This is a genomic window from Pseudomonas sp. THAF187a, from assembly GCF_009363395.1.
Classification (GTDB): Bacteria; Pseudomonadota; Gammaproteobacteria; order Pseudomonadales; family Pseudomonadaceae; genus Aquipseudomonas; species Aquipseudomonas khazarica.
The window spans coordinates 4,801,228-4,816,753 of sequence record NZ_CP045349.1 but is presented as its reverse complement, the minus strand read 5'-3'; the positions used below and the strand labels follow the sequence as shown (position 1 = coordinate 4,816,753).

General features: G+C 67.0%; 15 protein-coding genes. 1 reads left to right on the top strand and 14 read right to left on the bottom strand.

The features are described 5' to 3' along the window. The first annotated feature begins 98 nt into the window (after nucleotides 1-98). The gene (locus tag FIV02_RS22495; protein WP_152489835.1) at nucleotides 99-746 is read left to right on the top strand and encodes a YitT family protein; all 648 of its coding nucleotides are present in this window, start codon (nucleotides 99-101) and stop codon (nucleotides 744-746) included. 67 nt (nucleotides 747-813) lie between these two features. On the opposite strand, the gene gloA is transcribed toward FIV02_RS22495, so the two are convergent. The 14 genes from gloA to FIV02_RS22425 form a co-directional block, all read right to left on the bottom strand. Then, nucleotides 814-1,341 carry a lactoylglutathione lyase gene (gloA, locus tag FIV02_RS22490; protein WP_152489834.1) on the bottom strand — a complete coding sequence of 176 codons (528 nt, stop codon included), beginning with the start codon at nucleotides 1,339-1,341 and terminating at the stop codon, nucleotides 814-816. Between the two features lie 139 nt (nucleotides 1,342-1,480). Beyond that, entirely contained in the window at nucleotides 1,481-1,939 is a 459-nt protein-coding gene (locus tag FIV02_RS22485) for a metallophosphoesterase family protein (protein ID WP_152489833.1), read from the bottom strand. Between the two features lie 322 nt (nucleotides 1,940-2,261). Beyond that, complete coding sequence (gene ilvD / locus FIV02_RS22480; protein ID WP_152489832.1) at nucleotides 2,262-4,100, bottom strand: dihydroxy-acid dehydratase; 1,839 nt, start codon at nucleotides 4,098-4,100, stop codon at nucleotides 2,262-2,264. A gap of 189 nt (nucleotides 4,101-4,289) precedes the next feature. After that, nucleotides 4,290-5,357: a chemotaxis response regulator protein-glutamate methylesterase gene (locus FIV02_RS22475; protein WP_152489831.1), complete on the bottom strand. Its 1,068-nt coding sequence runs from the start codon at nucleotides 5,355-5,357 to the stop codon at nucleotides 4,290-4,292. Next, nucleotides 5,354-5,863 carry a chemotaxis protein CheD gene (locus FIV02_RS22470; protein ID WP_152489830.1) on the bottom strand — a complete coding sequence of 170 codons (510 nt, stop codon included), beginning with the start codon at nucleotides 5,861-5,863 and terminating at the stop codon, nucleotides 5,354-5,356. The genes FIV02_RS22475 and FIV02_RS22470 overlap by 4 nt, the downstream gene beginning before the upstream one ends. Then, a complete protein-coding gene (locus tag FIV02_RS22465) occupies nucleotides 5,856-6,662 on the bottom strand; it encodes a protein-glutamate O-methyltransferase CheR (protein WP_047588035.1) in 807 nt (268 codons plus the stop codon). Before FIV02_RS22465 ends, FIV02_RS22470 begins: the two co-directional genes overlap by 8 nt. A gap of 15 nt (nucleotides 6,663-6,677) precedes the next feature. Next, entirely contained in the window at nucleotides 6,678-7,190 is a 513-nt protein-coding gene (locus FIV02_RS22460) for a chemotaxis protein CheW (RefSeq protein ID WP_037055181.1), read from the bottom strand. 40 nt (nucleotides 7,191-7,230) lie between these two features. Then, the gene (locus FIV02_RS22455) at nucleotides 7,231-8,844 is read right to left on the bottom strand and encodes a methyl-accepting chemotaxis protein (RefSeq protein WP_152489829.1); all 1,614 of its coding nucleotides are present in this window, start codon (nucleotides 8,842-8,844) and stop codon (nucleotides 7,231-7,233) included. Between the two features lie 17 nt (nucleotides 8,845-8,861). After that, nucleotides 8,862-9,407: a chemotaxis protein CheW gene (locus FIV02_RS22450; RefSeq protein WP_150606901.1), complete on the bottom strand. Its 546-nt coding sequence runs from the start codon at nucleotides 9,405-9,407 to the stop codon at nucleotides 8,862-8,864. 3 nt (nucleotides 9,408-9,410) lie between these two features. Continuing rightward, nucleotides 9,411-11,627: a methyl-accepting chemotaxis protein gene (locus FIV02_RS22445; protein ID WP_152489828.1), complete on the bottom strand. Its 2,217-nt coding sequence runs from the start codon at nucleotides 11,625-11,627 to the stop codon at nucleotides 9,411-9,413. Continuing rightward, nucleotides 11,624-13,768: a chemotaxis protein CheA gene (locus FIV02_RS22440; protein ID WP_152489827.1), complete on the bottom strand. Its 2,145-nt coding sequence runs from the start codon at nucleotides 13,766-13,768 to the stop codon at nucleotides 11,624-11,626. The genes FIV02_RS22445 and FIV02_RS22440 overlap by 4 nt, the downstream gene beginning before the upstream one ends. After that, complete coding sequence (locus FIV02_RS22435; RefSeq protein WP_037056486.1) at nucleotides 13,768-14,073, bottom strand: lipid asymmetry maintenance protein MlaB; 306 nt, start codon at nucleotides 14,071-14,073, stop codon at nucleotides 13,768-13,770. The genes FIV02_RS22440 and FIV02_RS22435 overlap by 1 nt, the downstream gene beginning before the upstream one ends. 15 nt (nucleotides 14,074-14,088) lie before the next feature. Then, on the bottom strand, nucleotides 14,089-14,457 hold the full coding sequence (locus tag FIV02_RS22430) for a response regulator (RefSeq protein ID WP_037056485.1): 369 nt from the start codon (nucleotides 14,455-14,457) through the stop codon (nucleotides 14,089-14,091). 10 nt (nucleotides 14,458-14,467) lie between these two features. Further along, the gene (locus tag FIV02_RS22425) at nucleotides 14,468-15,238 is read right to left on the bottom strand and encodes a methyl-accepting chemotaxis protein (protein ID WP_231499350.1); all 771 of its coding nucleotides are present in this window, start codon (nucleotides 15,236-15,238) and stop codon (nucleotides 14,468-14,470) included. Nucleotides 15,239-15,526 lie beyond the last annotated feature (288 nt).

Below are 15,526 nucleotides of genomic sequence, written 5' to 3'. Positions count from 1 at the left end.
GCCGGCCGTCCCTGCCGCCCGCTTCCCGCGTGCAGCGCGACGGCCACCGCCTTGCCTCTGCCATCACCTCTTTCGTGCACCCTGATGCAGGTTTTTCGATGACTGAGCAATCGCCCGTCGACGAGCGCTCGAGCGCTGTCGCCGCACTCTTCGTTCGCCACCCGCTGTGGGAGGATGCCCTGGCGCTGCTGTTCGGCACCGCCCTGGTGGCCCTGGGAATCACCTTCTACGCCCACGCCGGTTTGCTGACCGGCGGGACGGTGGGCATCGCCTTCCTGGCCAACTATCAGGCCGGCTGGCCCTTCGGCCTGGTGTTCTGTCTGGTGAACCTGCCGTTCTACCTGCTGGGCATCTGGCGCATGGGCTGGGGCTTCACCCTGCGTACCGGCTGTGCAGTGCTGCTGGTTTCGCTGCTGGCGGAGCTGACCCCGCACTGGGTCGCCTTCGCCGCGCTCGATGCCATCTACGCCGCCCTGTTCGGTGGCGCCGCCATGGGCCTTGGTCTGCTCATGCTGTTCCGCCACCGCGCCAGCCTGGGCGGGGTGAACATCCTCGCGCTGTACCTGCAGGAGCGTTTCGGCCTGCGGGCAGGGGCGGTGCAGATGGGCATCGACGCCAGCATCGTGCTGGCGTCGATCTTCGTGGTCTCGCCGGACAAGGTGCTGCTGTCGGTGCTGGGCGCGGTGATGCTCAACCTGGTGCTGGCGATCAATCACCGTGCCGACCGCTACGTTGGCGTGAGCTGAGTGGCTCGACGAACGAGGGGCTGCCTCGCAGGAGGCAGCCCCTCGTCGGGTGTCGCGGGCGCGACGGTCACTGCACGTCGGTGAACTGGATGATTTCCACCCAGTAGCCGTCCGGGTCCTTGATGAAGGCGATGTCGCGCATGCGGCCGTCGGTCAGGCGTTTCTGGAAGTCCACGCCGAGCTCTTCGAAGCGCTGGCAGGCGTCCTTGATGTCCGGTACCGACACGCACAGGTGGCCGAAACCGCGCGGGTCGCTGTTGCCGCTGTGGTAGGCGAACTCCGGGTCCTGCTCGGTGCCGTGGTTGTAGGTCAGCTCCAGCACGCCGGGGATGGACTTGCGCCATTGGTGGCGCGCGGCCGGGTCGGCCGGGATCTGCGACTTGTCGGCAATCAGCGCGAGGAAGTACAGGCTGAATTCGGCTTCGGGGAAGTCCTTCTTCTCCAGCAGGGTGAAGCCCAGCACACGGGTGTAGAAGTCCAGCGATTTCTGCAGGTCCTTCACGCGGATCATGGTGTGGTTGTAGACGAAGTCGGCGGTGGCGGCGTCGGGCTTGGCGGTCACGCCGGGGATGGCGTTGAGCTCGTCGAGGGTCATGAAAATCTCCATCGAGACATTGAAAAACGGTACCTGCCTAGATGGTCTCGGCGGCGGCGTTTTTCAAGGGGCCTTTGGGTGGTCGGTGGGACGGTGGACGGGGGAAGCGTCGTCCACCCTACGCCGGCATGCGGGGGTATCAGACCTGCAGGGTGATCAGCTCGACCCTTGCCTGGCCGCCTTCGATATGCAGGATGCCCACCCCAATGGGCAGCTTGAAGCGCCGTGGCCCGGCGCTGCCCGGATTGAGGTAGAGCACGCCGTCGCGCTCTTCGTGCAGCGGTTTGTGCGAGTGGCCGGCGATGACCACGTCGATGCCCTGGGCGACCGGGTCGATATCCAGTTGCTTGAGGTCGTGCAGCATGTGCAGCCGGACACCACCGAAGTCCAGCGTCAGCTGATCGGCGATGGTGTCGGCCCAGGCGTCCTGATCGTTGTTGCCACGCACCACCGACAGCGGCGCGATGCGCTCCAGTTCGGCCAGGATGTGCGGCCCGCCGATATCGCCGGCGTGCAGCAGATGGTCGACACCCTGCAGCGCGGCCAGCACCTCGGGGCGCAACAGGTTGTGGGTGTCGGCGATCAGGCCGATGCGCATGACGGGCTCCTGAGCAGGGTGCAGGCACCAGCTTGCTGGCGAACGAGCGCAGATGCAAAACCTTCGGCAAGAAAAAGCCCGGCAGCAAGGTCGTAGTGCTGTTCCTTTAAGAGTTGGTCGGGCGCGATAGTCCCCTCGCCCCTTTGGGGAGAGGATTAGGGCGGGCCGCGTTCGGAGAGGGGGAAACTGGCAGTTTTGCGGCATTTTCAGCCCTCTCCCCCAGCCCCTCTCCCATAAATGGGAGAGGGGAGCCAAACCTGTGCAACCTCAAATGAACAACGCTGCGCCAGCAAGGCCGGGCTTTTCATGTCGCAACGCGGGGTCAGCCGTCGAGCAGCGCCTTGTTGCGCACCGCGCCCTTGTCGGCGCTGGTGGCGAGCAGGGCGTAGGCCTTGAGGGCGGTGGTCACCTTGCGCGCACGGGGTGCGGCCGGCTTCCAGCCTTTCTGGTCCTGTTCGCTGCGGCGCGATGCCAGCTCTTCGTCGGATACCAGCAGGTTGATGCTGCGGTTGGGGATGTCGATGAGGATCTTGTCGCCGTCCTGCACCAGGCCGATGGCGCCGCCCGAAGCCGCTTCCGGCGAGGCGTGGCCGATGGACAGGCCGCTGGTGCCGCCGGAGAAACGGCCGTCGGTGAGCAGGGCACAGGCCTTGCCCAGGCCCTTGGACTTCAGGTAGCTGGTCGGGTACAGCATTTCCTGCATGCCCGGGCCGCCTTTCGGGCCTTCGTAGCGGATGATGACGATGTCGCCGGCCTTCACCTCGTCGGCGAGGATGCCTTTCACCGCGCTGTCCTGGCTCTCGAACACCTTGGCGGTGCCTTCGAAGACATGGATCGACTCATCGACGCCGGCGGTCTTCACCACGCAGCCGTCGAGGGCGATGTTGCCGTACAGCACGGCCAGGCCGCCTTCCTGCGAGTAGGCGTGCTCGACACTGCGAATGCAGCCTTCGGCACGGTCGTCGTCGAGGCTGTCCCAGCGGGTCGACTGGCTGAACGCGGTCTGGGTGGGGATGCCTGCCGGGCCCGCCTTGAAGAAGTGGTGCACCGCCTCGTCCTGGGTCTGGGTGATGTCCCACTGGGCGATGGCCTCGGCCATGTTCGGGCTGTGCACGGTGTGCACGTCGGTGTGCAGCAGGCCGCCACGGGCCAGCTCGCCGAGGATGGAGAAGATGCCACCGGCACGGTGCACGTCTTCCATATGGTACTTCTGGATGTTCGGCGCCACCTTGCACAGCTGCGGGACCTTGCGCGACAGACGGTCGATGTCGCGCAGGTCGAAGGCCACTTCGCCTTCCTGGGCGGCGGCCAGCAGGTGCAGGATGGTGTTGGTCGAACCGCCCATGGCGATGTCGAGCATCATGGCGTTCTCGAACGCCTTGAAGTTGGCGATGTTGCGCGGCAGCACCGACTCGTCGCCTTCGCCGTAGTAGCGCTGGCACAGCTCGACGGCCAGGCGCCCGGCGCGCAGGAACAGCTGCTCGCGGTCGCTGTGGGTGGCCAGGGTGGAGCCGTTGCCCGGCAGGGACAGGCCCAGGGCTTCGGTCAGGCAGTTCATCGAGTTGGCGGTGAACATGCCGGAGCAGCTGCCGCAGGTCGGGCAGGCGCTGCGCTCGTACTCGGCGACCTTCTCGTCGGACGCGCTGGAGTCGGCGGCGATGACCATGGCGTCGACCAGGTCCAGGCCGTGGCTGGCCAGCTTGGTCTTGCCGGCTTCCATCGGGCCGCCGGAGACGAACACCACCGGGATGTTCAGGCGCAGGGCGGCCATCAGCATGCCGGGGGTGATCTTGTCGCAGTTGCTGATGCAGACGATGGCGTCGGCGCAGTGGGCGTTGACCATGTACTCCACGGAGTCGGCGATGATCTCGCGGCTCGGCAGCGAATAGAGCATGCCGTCGTGGCCCATGGCGATGCCGTCGTCCACGGCGATGGTGTTGAATTCCTTGGCCACGCCGCCGGCTTTCTCGATCTCGCGGGCGACCAACTGGCCGAGGTCCTTCAGGTGCACGTGGCCGGGCACGAACTGGGTAAAGGAGTTGGCGATGGCGATGATCGGTTTCTTGAAGTCTTCGTCCTTCATCCCGGTGGCGCGCCACAGGGCGCGGGCGCCGGCCATGTTGCGGCCGTGGGTGGAGGTCTTCGAGCGGTAATCAGGCATGGTCGGGTCCTGCGGCTAATTCGGAGGTGTGTGCGGTGAGCGTCGTCGGGCAGCTGATCGCCGCATGTAGGGGGGCTGCATGACGAGACGGGATCACCTCTCGCGCGGCCGGGGCTCACGGGCCCGCCGGTGATGCCGGCGAGCAATCGCTCGATTCTACGCCCGCCGAGGCAGACGGGCAAAGGCCGCTCAGCCGCGTTCGTTGCGCAGGATGCAGGCGGGAATCTGCTCCAGGGCCACTTCGCGGTCGACCGCCCCCAGTTTCCTGGCTTCCTTGGGCATGCCGTAGACCACGCAGGTGGCTTCGTCCTGGCCGTAGGTGATGGCGCCGGCCTCGTGCATCTCGCGCAGGCCGCGGGCGCCGTCGTCGCCCATGCCGGTCATGATGATGCCGGTGGCGTTGGCGCCGGCGGCGCGGGCGGTGGAGCGGAACAGCACGTCCACCGAAGGCTTGTGGCGGCTGACGGGCGGGCCGTCGACCACTTCGACCACGTACTGGGCGCCGCTGCGCTTGAGCAGCATGTGGCGCCCGCCGGGGGCGATCAGGGCGCGGCCGGGCATGACCCGGTCGCCGTTGCGGGCTTCGCGGACCTCGATCTGGCACAGGCCGTTGAGGCGGTCGGCGAAGGCGGCGGTGAAACGCTCGGGCATGTGCTGGACGATGACGATGCCGGGGCAGACCCGTGGCAGTGCCGTGAGCACGTGTTCCAGTGCCTGGGTGCCGCCGGTCGAGGTGCCGATGGCAATGATGCGCTCGGTGGTGCGGGTCATGGCGCCGCTGCTGGCAGCAGGCAGGATGGCATCGGCGTTGAGCTTGGGCTGCACCGCCGGCGCTGCCGGGCCGAGGCGCTTGAGACGGGCCTGGGCCGCCGCACGGATGGCGCCGACCAGCTCTTCGGTGGCTTCGATGAGGAACTGGCGCAGCCCGGCCTGCGGCTTGGTGACGATGGCCACCGCGCCGGCGGCCAGGGCCTCCATGGTGGTGGCGGCACCCTTCTCCGTCAGGGTGGAGCAGATCACCACCGGGGTCGGGCGCTCGGCCATCAGTTTCTTCAGGAAGGAGATGCCGTCCATGCGCGGCATCTCCACGTCCAGCACGATCACGTCGGGCCAGTTGCGCTGCATCTTGTCCATGGCGAACAGGGGGTCGGCGGCGGCACCGATGACTTCGATGCCCGTGTGTTCGGCAAGGCCGGCGCTCAGTACCTGGCGGACGACTGCGGAGTCGTCGACGATCAACACCTTGGTGTTCTTCATGGCGTGGGGGCCTCGTAGCGCCGGGTGGCGATCTGTTGGGACGTGGGGCAACGCAGTGCGATGTGCCCGCTCCAGACATCGAAAATCAGGTTGCGGTAGCCATCGCCACCGGCGTGCCGTGAGTGGCATTTCAGGCCGTGGGCGGCGAGCAGCTCCAGGCCGGCGCGCACGTTGCTCTGGCCGATGTGGCGCTGGCAAAGCTCGCCGAACATGTTGCCGCCGCCGAACAGGCTGATCCGGTAGTCCTGCGGCTGGCTGCCGCTGGCGCGGATCTTCTCCAGCAGCAGGTGCAGGGCCTCGTCGGCGTAGCGCCCATCGAGCCGGCTGCCGGGGTGGCGGCGGCTGGGCAGCATGTAGTGGCACATCCCGCCGATGCGTTCGCCGCGGTGCCACAGCACCAGCGACACACAGGAACCGAGCAGCGTGCGGATGCGCGTGCGACGGTCGCCGAAGTACAGGTCACCTGGCTGCAGGAGCACTTCGATGACGCCGTCCGGGTTATGCATGGGGCTTGCGATAGATCGAGGGGCGCAGCGACTGCAACTCGTCGCTGATGCCGTGCAGGCTTTCGGAGTGGCTGACGAAGAAGTAGCCACCGGGACGCAGCCGTGCGCAGAGACGTTGCACCACCTGGCGCTTGGTCGGCGGGTCGAAGTAGATCATCACGTTGCGCAGGAAGATCACATCGAACACACCGACGTCCGGCAGGGCGTTGTTGAGGTTGATCTGGCGGAAGCCGATGCGCCGCTTCAATGCCGGCTCCAGGGTGAACATGCCGCTGTGGCTGCCGGTGCCGCGCAGGCAGTGGCGATGCAGCAGCTCGCGGGGGATGCCGCTGGCGTCCTCTTCCGGATAGATGCCGGTGCGTGCCTTGTCGAGGATGCGCGTGCTGATGTCCGACGCGAGTATCTCCCAGGGCCGCGACGGCAGGCAGTCGGCCAGCAGCAGGGCCAGGGTGTAGGGCTCCTCGCCGCTGGAGCAGGCGGCGCTCCAGACGCGCAGCGGCTGGCTGCTGCGCAGGTCGTCCTGCAGGCGCTCGCGGAGGAACTCGAAGTGCTTCGGCTCGCGGAAGAAGTAGGTTTCGTTGGTGGTCAGCAGGTCGACTGCGGTTTGCAGCTCGGCCTTGTCCTTCATCAGCAGCTGGAAGTAGTCACCATAGCTGCTCAGTTCGAAATGGCGCAGGCGCTTGCTCAGGCGTCCGGCCACCAGCTGGCGCTTGGCGTCGCTCATGGCGATGCCGGCGATCTCGTGGATCATGTCGCGGAACTGCTGGAATTCGCGGTTGTTCAGGCTCAGGGCTGTCATGGCGCCGCTCCAGGGTCAGGCCGGTTCGGGTTGTGCGGCGGCAGTGGCGAGCTGGCGCAGGTCGGCGAGCGAGAGAATCCGGCCGATGTCCAGCAGCACCACCAGGCGCTCGTCGAGCTTGCCCATGCCGAGCAGGAAGTCGGTGGGGATATGGCTGCCGAAGCTGGGCGCGGGCTCGATATCCTGCTCGGGAATCTCCAGCACCGCGTTGACCGCCTCGACGACGATGCCGATGACCTGCTGCATCTGCTCGCGGACCACCTCGAGGATGACGATGCAGCTGCGTCGTCCGATCTGGGTCTGCTGCTGACCGAAGCGCTGGCGCAGGTCCATGATCGGCACCACGCCGCCACGCAGGTTGATCACGCCGAGGATGCTCGCCGGCATCAGCGGCACCGGGGTCAGGCGGCCGTACTCGATGATCTCGCGGACGTTGCGCGTGCCGACGGCGAAGAGTTCCTCGCCGAGGCTGAAGGTCAGGTACTGCTGGGTGGTGTCTGGCGCCGTGGCCGGGTTGAAACTGGGCATGGGTCGCTCCTCGGGCACCCGCAGGTGCCCGGCTGGGGGGCTAGGACTGGAAGCGAATGAAGCCGCTGGGGATCATCTGCTCGAGCAGCTCGCTACCGGCTTCGCTGGCGCTGCGGCTGCGCGCCGGCTGGCGTGGGGCGAGGAGCGGGGCGCGGGCGGACGAGACCTTGAAGAAGTCCATCAGTTGCTGCAGCTGTTCGGCCTGGCCACTCATTTCCTCGGCGGTGGCGGCCAGTTCCTCGGCGGCGGAGGCCGACTGTTGGGTGATGTCGCTGAGCTGGGTCATCGCGCAGTTGATCTGGCCGACGCCGGCGCTCTGTTCCTCGGAGGCGGCGGCGATTTCCTGCACCAGGTCGGAGGTCTTGCCGATCGACGGCAGCATCTGGTCGAGCAGGCTGCCGGCGCGTTCGGCCAGCGACACGCTGCTCTTGGCCACTTCGCTGATCTCCTGCGCGGCCACCTGGCTGCGCTCGGCCAGCTTGCGCACTTCGGCGGCGACCACCGCGAAGCCCTTGCCGTGCTCGCCGGCGCGGGCGGCCTCGATGGCGGCGTTGAGGGCCAGCAGATTGGTCTGGTAGGCGATGTCATCGACGATGCCGATCTTCTCGGCGATGGTCTTCATCGCCGCCACGGTGTCGCGCACGGCCTGACCACCTTCGTCGGCCTCGCGCGCGGCCTTGCCGGCCATGCCATCGGTGACCCTGGCGTTCTCGGTGTTCTGCGCGATGGAGGCGGACATCTGCTCCATCGAGGCGCTGGTTTCCTCCACCGATGCGGCCTGTTCGGAAGCGCCCTGGCTCATGCTCTGGGCCGTGGCGGAAATCTGTTCGGAGGCACTGGTGAGGGCGTCGGCATTGCTGCGCACTTCGCCGATGATCTGCGCCAGTTTCTCGCTCATGCCCTTGATCGCGGCCAGCATGCTGCTGGTGTCGCCGTCCCGGGTGCTGACCTCGGTGTTGAGATCGCCAGCGGCGATGCGGCTGACCACTTCCACCGCGTAGGCCGGTTCACCGCCGAGCTGACGCAGCAGGTTGCGGGTGATGAAACCGCCGAACAGACCGATGACCAGCAGGGTGGCCAGCGAGACGGCGATGGCGATCCAGGTGGCGTGCTGCAGGCTGGCCTGGGCCTGTTGGCTGCCGTCGTTGGCCATGGCGATGTTGTAGTCGCGGTGCTTGCCGATGGCGCTGCGCAGCGGGTCGATGACCGCGTGCTGCAATTCGAGCATGGATTCGCGCGCAGCCTCGTCCTTGTGCTGGCGCGACAGGGCCAGCGCCTTGTCGATGCCCTGGAGGAGGTTGTCGATGCCCTGATGCTCGGTGTCGAAGAGCTGCTGGTCCTGCTCGTTGGAGATGGTCGCGGCGTAGTCGTCGAGGGCGGCCTGGATGTCGCCACGATTGCCGGCGATGGACTGCTCCACCTTGGCCATGTCCTGCTCGCTGGAGCTCAGTACATGTTCGTAGACCAGTTGCACCTGCATGTTCACCGCCGTGCCGAGCTTGGCCAGGGCGGTAATGGCGGGCACCGAGTTGACGTTGCCGAAGTTGGCGGCGTTGAATACCTGGTTCATCTGCTGGTAGGACACACCCGACAGCAGCAGGATGCCGAGTAGGGCCGAGAGAACCAGGAGGGTCATTTTCTTGCTGATGGTCATGGCAGGGCTCCTGCGCGTTAGCGCACGTCTGCAGCGGGGGAAAGGGATTCGTTGCGCAGGCCGGCCATGGCCGCGATCTGCTCGACCGAGAGCACCTGTTCCATGCGCAGCAGGGTGATGAAACGTTCGTCCAGGCGCGCCATGTCCTCGATGAACTCGCTGCGCACGCGGCTGCCGAAGGCCGGGGCCTGACGCAGGGCGTCGGCCTCGATCTCCACCACGGCGCTGACGGCATCGACCAGCGCGCCCATCAGGTGGGTCTCGTCCTCGTCGAGGATCTCCACGATGACGATGCAGGTGCGTGCGCCGAGCGGGCTCAGGCCATGGCCGAAGCGATCGGCGAGGTCGATGATCGGCACGATGGCGCCGCGCAGGTTGATCACGCCGCGCACCAGGCTGGGCATCATCGGCACCTGGGTGACCTGGTCGTACTCGAGAATCTCGCGCACGTAGCGGCTGGCCACCGCGTACATGTCCTGCTGTACGCGGAAGGTCAGGTACTGGCGCTGCTGTTGTGCGCAGCCGTCAGGCGTGTCCAGAGGCAGATCGACGAGGGCACCCATGGCTCAGCTCCCGTAGCGGACGAAGCCGCTCTCTTCGTCGTCCGCCACCACCGCTGCGCGCGCCGGCGCGGCTATCAGCGGGCGACCGAGTGTGGTCACCCCGGCGCTGGCGCGGCTGGCCAGGTGGAAGAACTGCATCAGTTGCTGCAGCTGGACGGACTGGCCGTTCATCTCCTCCGCCGTGGCGGCCAGCTCTTCCGAGGCGGCGGCGTTCTGCTGGGTGATATCGCTGAGCTGGGTCATCGCCGAGGTGATCTGGTTGACCCCGGTGCTCTGCTCCTCGGAGGCGGCGGTGATTTCCTGGACCAGGTCGGAGGTCTTGGCGATCGATGGCAGCATCTGGTCGAGCAGGTCACCGGCCTGTTCGGCCAGCGACACGCTGCTCTTGGCCACTTCGCTGATTTCCTGCGCGGCCACCTGGCTGCGCTCGGCCAGCTTGCGGACCTCGGCGGCGACCACCGCGAAGCCCTTGCCGTGTTCGCCGGCACGGGCGGCCTCGATGGCGGCGTTGAGGGCCAGCAGGTTGGTCTGGTAGGCGATGTCGTCGACGATGCCGATCTTCTCGGCGATGGTCTTCATCGCCGCCACGGTGTCACGTACCGCCTGGCCACCCTCGCTGGCTTCGCAGGAGGCCTTGCCGGCCATGCCGTCGGTGACCTTGGCGTTCTCGGTGTTCTGCGCGATGGAGGCGGACATCTGCTCCATCGCCGCGCTGGTTTCCTCGACCGAGGCAGCCTGGCTGGAGGCGGCGTGGCTGAGAGTCTGGGCGGTGGCGGAGATTTCCTCGGCGGCGCCGCTGAGGGTCGAGGTGGACAGGTGCACCTGGCCGATGATGTCGCTGAGTTTCTCCACGGTGCTGTTGAGCGAATGTTGCAGGTCGTGCAGATGGCCCTGGAACTGGCCGTGCATGGTGCGGGTCAGGTCGCCTTCGGCGAGGCCGGCGATGACCTGCATGGCTTCGTTCAGCGGCACGATGATCGCTTCCAGCGTGCTGTTGATGCCGTCGACGATGCGGCGGAAGTCGCCCTGATGACGGCTGGCGTCGGCGCGGGTGTCGAGCTGGCCGTGCTGAGCCGCCTGGCTGAGCATCTGGGTGTCTTCGATCAGTGCCTGGACATTGGCGCGCAGGGTCTCGATGGTGTCGTTGATGAAGGCTTTCTTGCCGGGGAACTGTTCCAGCGGCGCGCTCAGGTCGCCTTCGCCGAAGGCCTTGATGCAGGCCATGGCCTTCTTCTTCACACTGATGTGGCCGGCGACCATGGCGTTGATGCCCTGGGCGATCTCGGCGTAGCTGCCGGCGAAGCGCGCGGCGTCGATGACCACATCGATGTCGCCCTTGTCGTGCTCGTCGGACATGTGCCGCATCTCGCTCATCAGGCCGGTGAGGTTGCCGCGCAGGGTCTCGATGGTGTCGTTGATGAAGGCCTTCTTGCCGGGGAATTGCTCCAGCGATGCGCTCAGATCGCCCTCGGCGAAGGCCTGGACGCAGGCCATGGCCTTCTTCTTCACGCTGATGTGGCCGGCGACCATGGCGTTGATGCCCTGGGCGATCTCGGCGTAGCTGCCGGCGAAGCGCGAGGCATCGATGACCACGTCGATGTCGCCCTTGTCGTGCTCGTCGGACATGTGCCGCATCTCGCTCATCAGGCCGGTGAGGTTGCGCCGCAGGGTCTCGATGGTGTCGTTGATGAAGGCTTTCTTGCCGGGGAACTGCTCCAGCGGTGCGCGCAGGTCGCCCTCGGCGATGGCACGGACGCAGGCCATGGCCTTCTTCTTCACGTCGATATGGCTGGCGACCAGCGCGTTGATCGCCACGGCGATCTCGCGGTATACCCCCGGTTGCTGGCTGTCGAGGACGGCGTCGATGTCGCCGCGGGCATGCTCGTCGGTCACGCGGCTCAGCTCCGCGAGCAGCGCGGCGAGCTGTTCGCCGGTCTGCTGCTGGCTGTGCAAGAGCGAGCCACGCGCTGCCTGGAGCTGGTTCGTGCGGGGCAGTTCCCCCTGCGCCAGCTGCTCGGCGAGGTCATGCAGTGCACGCGGTTCGCCGCCGAGCTGCAGCTGCAGCGCACGGTTGAGCTGCCAGCCCTGGAGCGCCAGGGCGGCGCCTGCGAGCAGGGCAATGCCCAGGGCCAGGTAGGCGTTCAGCGCTGGCAGGGCCAGCAGGGTCAGGGCGATCAGAGCTGTTGCGACCAGGGCCGCGATACGGGTTGCCAGGTTCATAGCACAGTACTCCTGAGGTTGCCGGAGGGGGAAAGGGTGCGGCTGCTGCCGCCTTGGCTGACTTGCGAGAGCAGGCCGGGGATATCGAGGATCAGCGCCACGGCGCCGCTGCCGAGGATGGTGAAACCGCTCAGCGCCGGGACCTGGCAGAACACCTTGCCCAGCGGCTTGATCACGGTCTGGAACTCGCCCAGCAACTGGTCCACCACCAGGCCGGCGCGAATCCCGGCGTAGCTGATCACCACCACGTTCTCGCGCCGGGGCGGCTGGCTCTGGTCCTCGAACAGCTGGCGCAGGCGGATGAAGGGCAGGACGTCGCCACGCAGGTCGAGGTGCTCCTGGCCGGCGAGCTGTTCGCTGGGCAGTTCGATGCATTCTTCGACCATGTCCAGCGGGATGACGTAGCTGGCCTGGCCGACCCCGATGAGGAAGCCGTCGATGATCGCCAGGGTCAGCGGCAGGCGGATGCGCACGCAGGTGCCCTGGCCCAGCGCGCTGTCGAGCTCGACGCTGCCTCGCAGGGCGGTGATGTTGCGCTTGACCACGTCCATGCCGACGCCGCGCCCGGAGAGGTTGCTGATCTGCTCGGCGGTGGAGAAGCCCGGCTCGAAGATCAGGTTGAAGATCTCCTTGTCGCTGAGCTGCTGGCCTTCGCCGATCAGGCCGCGCTGGCTGGCCTTGGCGAGAATCTTCTGCGGGTCGAGACCGCCGCCGTCGTCGGACACCTCGATGACGATGCCACCGGCCTCGTGGTAGGCATTCAGGCGCACCACGCCTTGCAGCGGCTTGCCGGCGGCCTGGCGCACCTCGGCCGGTTCGATACCGTGGTCCATGGCGTTGCGCACCAGGTGGGTGAGCGGGTCGCCGATCTTCTCGACCACGGTCTTGTCCAGCTCGGTGTCGCCGCCGCTGACCTGCAGGACGATGTCCTTGCCCAGTTCCCTGGAAACGTCGCGGACCACGCGCTGGAAGCGATTGAAGGTGGCGCCGATCTGCACCATGCGCAGGGTCAGCGCGCTGTCGCGCACTTCCTCGACCAGCCGCGACAGCGTTTCGGCGGATTCGCACATGCCGGCCAGGCCGCTGCGCTGGGCCAGCATGCGGGTGTTGGCGCCGGCGATGATCAGCTCGCCGACCAGGTTGATCAGTTGGTCCAGCTTGGCAGCGTCGACCCGGATCAGGTTGGTGTCACCGTTTGCGCGTGGGGCTTCCTTGCTGGCCACGGCGCGGCTTTCGCCGGCGCCGGACGCGGGAATGGCCGCTTGGTGCGTTGCCGGCGCCACAGCGCTGGAGCCATTGGCCTGCTCCAGCAGTGCAGCGTCAAAGCTTGTGCAACGCACCAGGCGTTCAACTTGCAGGGCGCCTTCGGCGGCGCGTAGTTCCAGCAGCTCTTGCAGCGCCGTCAGCGGCGCGCCGGGCGGCAGGATACGGATGCTGCCGTCTTCGCGGACGAAATCGAAGGCACCCTCGATGGCTTGCGCCTCGGCGGCGCTGGAGAAGGCCAGTTCCAGGCCCAGGTAGCAGCTTTCCGGGTCCATCTCGTCCAGCACCGGCAGATGCTCGAGCACCGGCTCGACATGCACGATGCTGCCCAGGGTCTCCAGGTAGCGAACGAAGGCCAGCGGATCCATGCCGTTGCGCAGGGTGTCCTGGCCGAAGCGCAGCGACAGGTGCCAGAGGCCGTTGCCGCTGGCCTCCACGGTGTCCTGGGACTGCGCGGCGGCGGGGGCCGTCTCGGCCTGGTTGTCGAGGTAGCGGCGCAGGGCCTGGACCAGTTCGGCCTCGCGGGCGTGGTGTTCGGCCGCCAGCTCGGCCAGATCGCGGCCCTCGGCGAGGTGACCGATCAGCCCGGCCAGGTGGTCGCCGACCTGCAGCATGAGGGCGATGAGTTCGCCGTCGAAGCGCACCTCGCTGGCGCGGACGCGGTCGAGGACGCTCTCGGCGACGTGGGTGAAGGCGACGATGGAGTCGAAGCCGAACAGCCCCGAGGACCCCTTGATGGTATGCGCGGCGCGGAAGATGGCATTGATCAGTTCGGCGTCGTCCGGCGTCTGCTCGATCTGCAGCAGGGCATCTTCCATCTGCTGCAGCAGCTCCTGGCTCTCGGCGATGAAGGTGCCGATCACGCTGTCGAGGTTCATCAGTGGTTCTCCTCTGCGAGCAGCGTCGTGCCCAGGCCGCTGAGGCGGAGCAGTTCCGAGATGGCCGGGCTGACGCCACGGAAGTGCAGGTCGATGTCCATGCGGCGTGCCTGCTCGCGGGTGGCCAGCAGCAGCTGCAGGCCGGCGCAGTCGAATTCCTCGACGCCGCTGAGGTCGATCTCCAGGGCGATGGCGCCCTGCAGGGCCGAGCTGAGACGGGGCTTGGTGTCGGCGGCGGTGTAGATGCTCAGGGCGCCGTCGAGTACCAGTTGGCGGGTGTCAGTGGCTGGGGACGTGGCGTGCATGGCGCACCTCCTGACTCAGGGCAGGATCAGTTTGGAAACGGCGGTCAGCATCTGCGCCGGCTGGAAGGGCTTGACCACCCAGGCCTTGGCGCCGGCCGCCTGGCCTTCGCTCTTCTTGGCATCGCCGGCTTCGGTGGTGAGCATGATCACCGGGGTGAACTTGTAGCTGGCCAGCGTCTTGACGTTCTTCAGGAAGGTGATGCCGTCCATGTTCGGCATGTTCACGTCGCTGATGATCAGGTGCACCTTGCGCCCGTCGAGCTTGGTCAGCGCATCCTTGCCATCGACCCCTTCAATGATGTCGTAGCCGGCGTTCTTCAGGGTCATGCCGACCACCTGGCGGATCGAGGCGGAGTCGTCGACGATGAGAATGGTCTTGGCCATGGGGAAGTCCTCAGAAGAAGGTGATGTCGGAAGCGCTGGCGGCGGACGTGCCGTGACGGCCGCTGTGGATGGCGTGCTGTTCGGGCGTGGTGTAGGTGTGCGAGAGGTCGTCCAGCCAGCCGCTGGCATCGACCTGGCCGCTTGCATCGACCAGGCGCAGGCCGAGCTTCTCGATGTCGTCGCGCATGTGGCCGAGCATCTGGCTGACGCGGTCCTGGAACTGCAGCGCGACCAGCACCTCGGAGATTTCCTCGCCGACCGCCTGGTTCTGGCTGTGCAGGGTGTTGCCATGCTCGACCAGGCGCGTGGCGCCGTGGCGGAAATCCTCGATGACCTGGCGGATCAGCTGGCTGGCGCTTTCCAGGGTGCTGGCGTCGCGGCTGGCGTGTTCGTTGGAAACGTGCAGGGTGTGTTCGATGGCGGTGCTGACGTTCTCGATGGTCTCGCCGATGCGCTTGCCGGTTTCCTCCGAGAGGGTCGAGAGCTTGCGCACCTCGTCGGCGACCACGGCGAAGCCACGTCCGGCCTCGCCGGCGCGGGCGGCCTCGATGGCGGCGTTGAGGGCCAGCAGGTTGGTCTGCTTGGCGACGTCGCCGACTTCCTGGGCCATGGTGCGCAGCTGGGTAGTGTAGCCGCTGAGGCGGACCACTTCGGCGAGCAGGGTTTCCTTGCTGTCCAGGGCCTGGCGCAACTGGCTGACGATGTCTTCCAGTTCGTGTTCGCTACCGGCCAGCAGCTTCAGCAGCGCTTCGTCGTCGCTCGGCGCATCTACGCCGACCACGGCGCTGATGCGCTGCGCCAGGTGGGTGAAGCGTTCGCTCAGGGCTTCGATGGCGGTCTGGGTGTGGAGGCGGGCAGCTTCGATCTGCTGCGACCAGATGGGCGCGATGTTGCGGCACAGCTCCGCCAGGCCATGCACGTGGCGTTCGGCTTCCTGGGCCTGGCCGACGGCGATGGCGCTCTCCTGGACCTCAGAGAGGGTCCGCGCCTGCGCGCTGGCCTGGCGGCGCAGGCTGACATGCACCACGACACCCGGTAGCAGGGCGGCGACCAGCCAGTAGTGGCTGGG

What these genes read in the sequence shown, in the direction of transcription:
- FIV02_RS22475 (WP_152489831.1), bottom strand. Translation starts at nt 5,357, where the DNA reads ATGAAGAACACCAAGGTGTTGATCGTCGACGACTCCGCAGTCGTCCGC.
- ilvD (WP_152489832.1), bottom strand. Translation starts at nt 4,100, where the DNA reads ATGCCTGATTACCGCTCGAAGACCTCCACCCACGGCCGCAACATGGCC.
- FIV02_RS22485 (WP_152489833.1), bottom strand. Translation starts at nt 1,939, where the DNA reads ATGCGCATCGGCCTGATCGCCGACACCCACAACCTGTTGCGCCCCGAG.
- FIV02_RS22470 (WP_152489830.1), bottom strand. Translation starts at nt 5,863, where the DNA reads ATGCATAACCCGGACGGCGTCATCGAAGTGCTCCTGCAGCCAGGTGAC.
- FIV02_RS22450 (WP_150606901.1), bottom strand. Translation starts at nt 9,407, where the DNA reads ATGGGTGCCCTCGTCGATCTGCCTCTGGACACGCCTGACGGCTGCGCA.
- gloA (WP_152489834.1), bottom strand. Translation starts at nt 1,341, where the DNA reads ATGACCCTCGACGAGCTCAACGCCATCCCCGGCGTGACCGCCAAGCCC.
- FIV02_RS22465 (WP_047588035.1), bottom strand. Translation starts at nt 6,662, where the DNA reads ATGACAGCCCTGAGCCTGAACAACCGCGAATTCCAGCAGTTCCGCGAC.
- FIV02_RS22455 (WP_152489829.1), bottom strand. Translation starts at nt 8,844, where the DNA reads ATGACCATCAGCAAGAAAATGACCCTCCTGGTTCTCTCGGCCCTACTC.
- FIV02_RS22460 (WP_037055181.1), bottom strand. Translation starts at nt 7,190, where the DNA reads ATGCCCAGTTTCAACCCGGCCACGGCGCCAGACACCACCCAGCAGTAC.
- FIV02_RS22440 (WP_152489827.1), bottom strand. Translation starts at nt 13,768, where the DNA reads ATGAACCTCGACAGCGTGATCGGCACCTTCATCGCCGAGAGCCAGGAG.
- FIV02_RS22435 (WP_037056486.1), bottom strand. Translation starts at nt 14,073, where the DNA reads ATGCACGCCACGTCCCCAGCCACTGACACCCGCCAACTGGTACTCGAC.
- FIV02_RS22430 (WP_037056485.1), bottom strand. Translation starts at nt 14,457, where the DNA reads ATGGCCAAGACCATTCTCATCGTCGACGACTCCGCCTCGATCCGCCAG.
- FIV02_RS22445 (WP_152489828.1), bottom strand. Translation starts at nt 11,627, where the DNA reads ATGAACCTGGCAACCCGTATCGCGGCCCTGGTCGCAACAGCTCTGATC.
- FIV02_RS22495 (WP_152489835.1), top strand. Translation starts at nt 99, where the DNA reads ATGACTGAGCAATCGCCCGTCGACGAGCGCTCGAGCGCTGTCGCCGCA.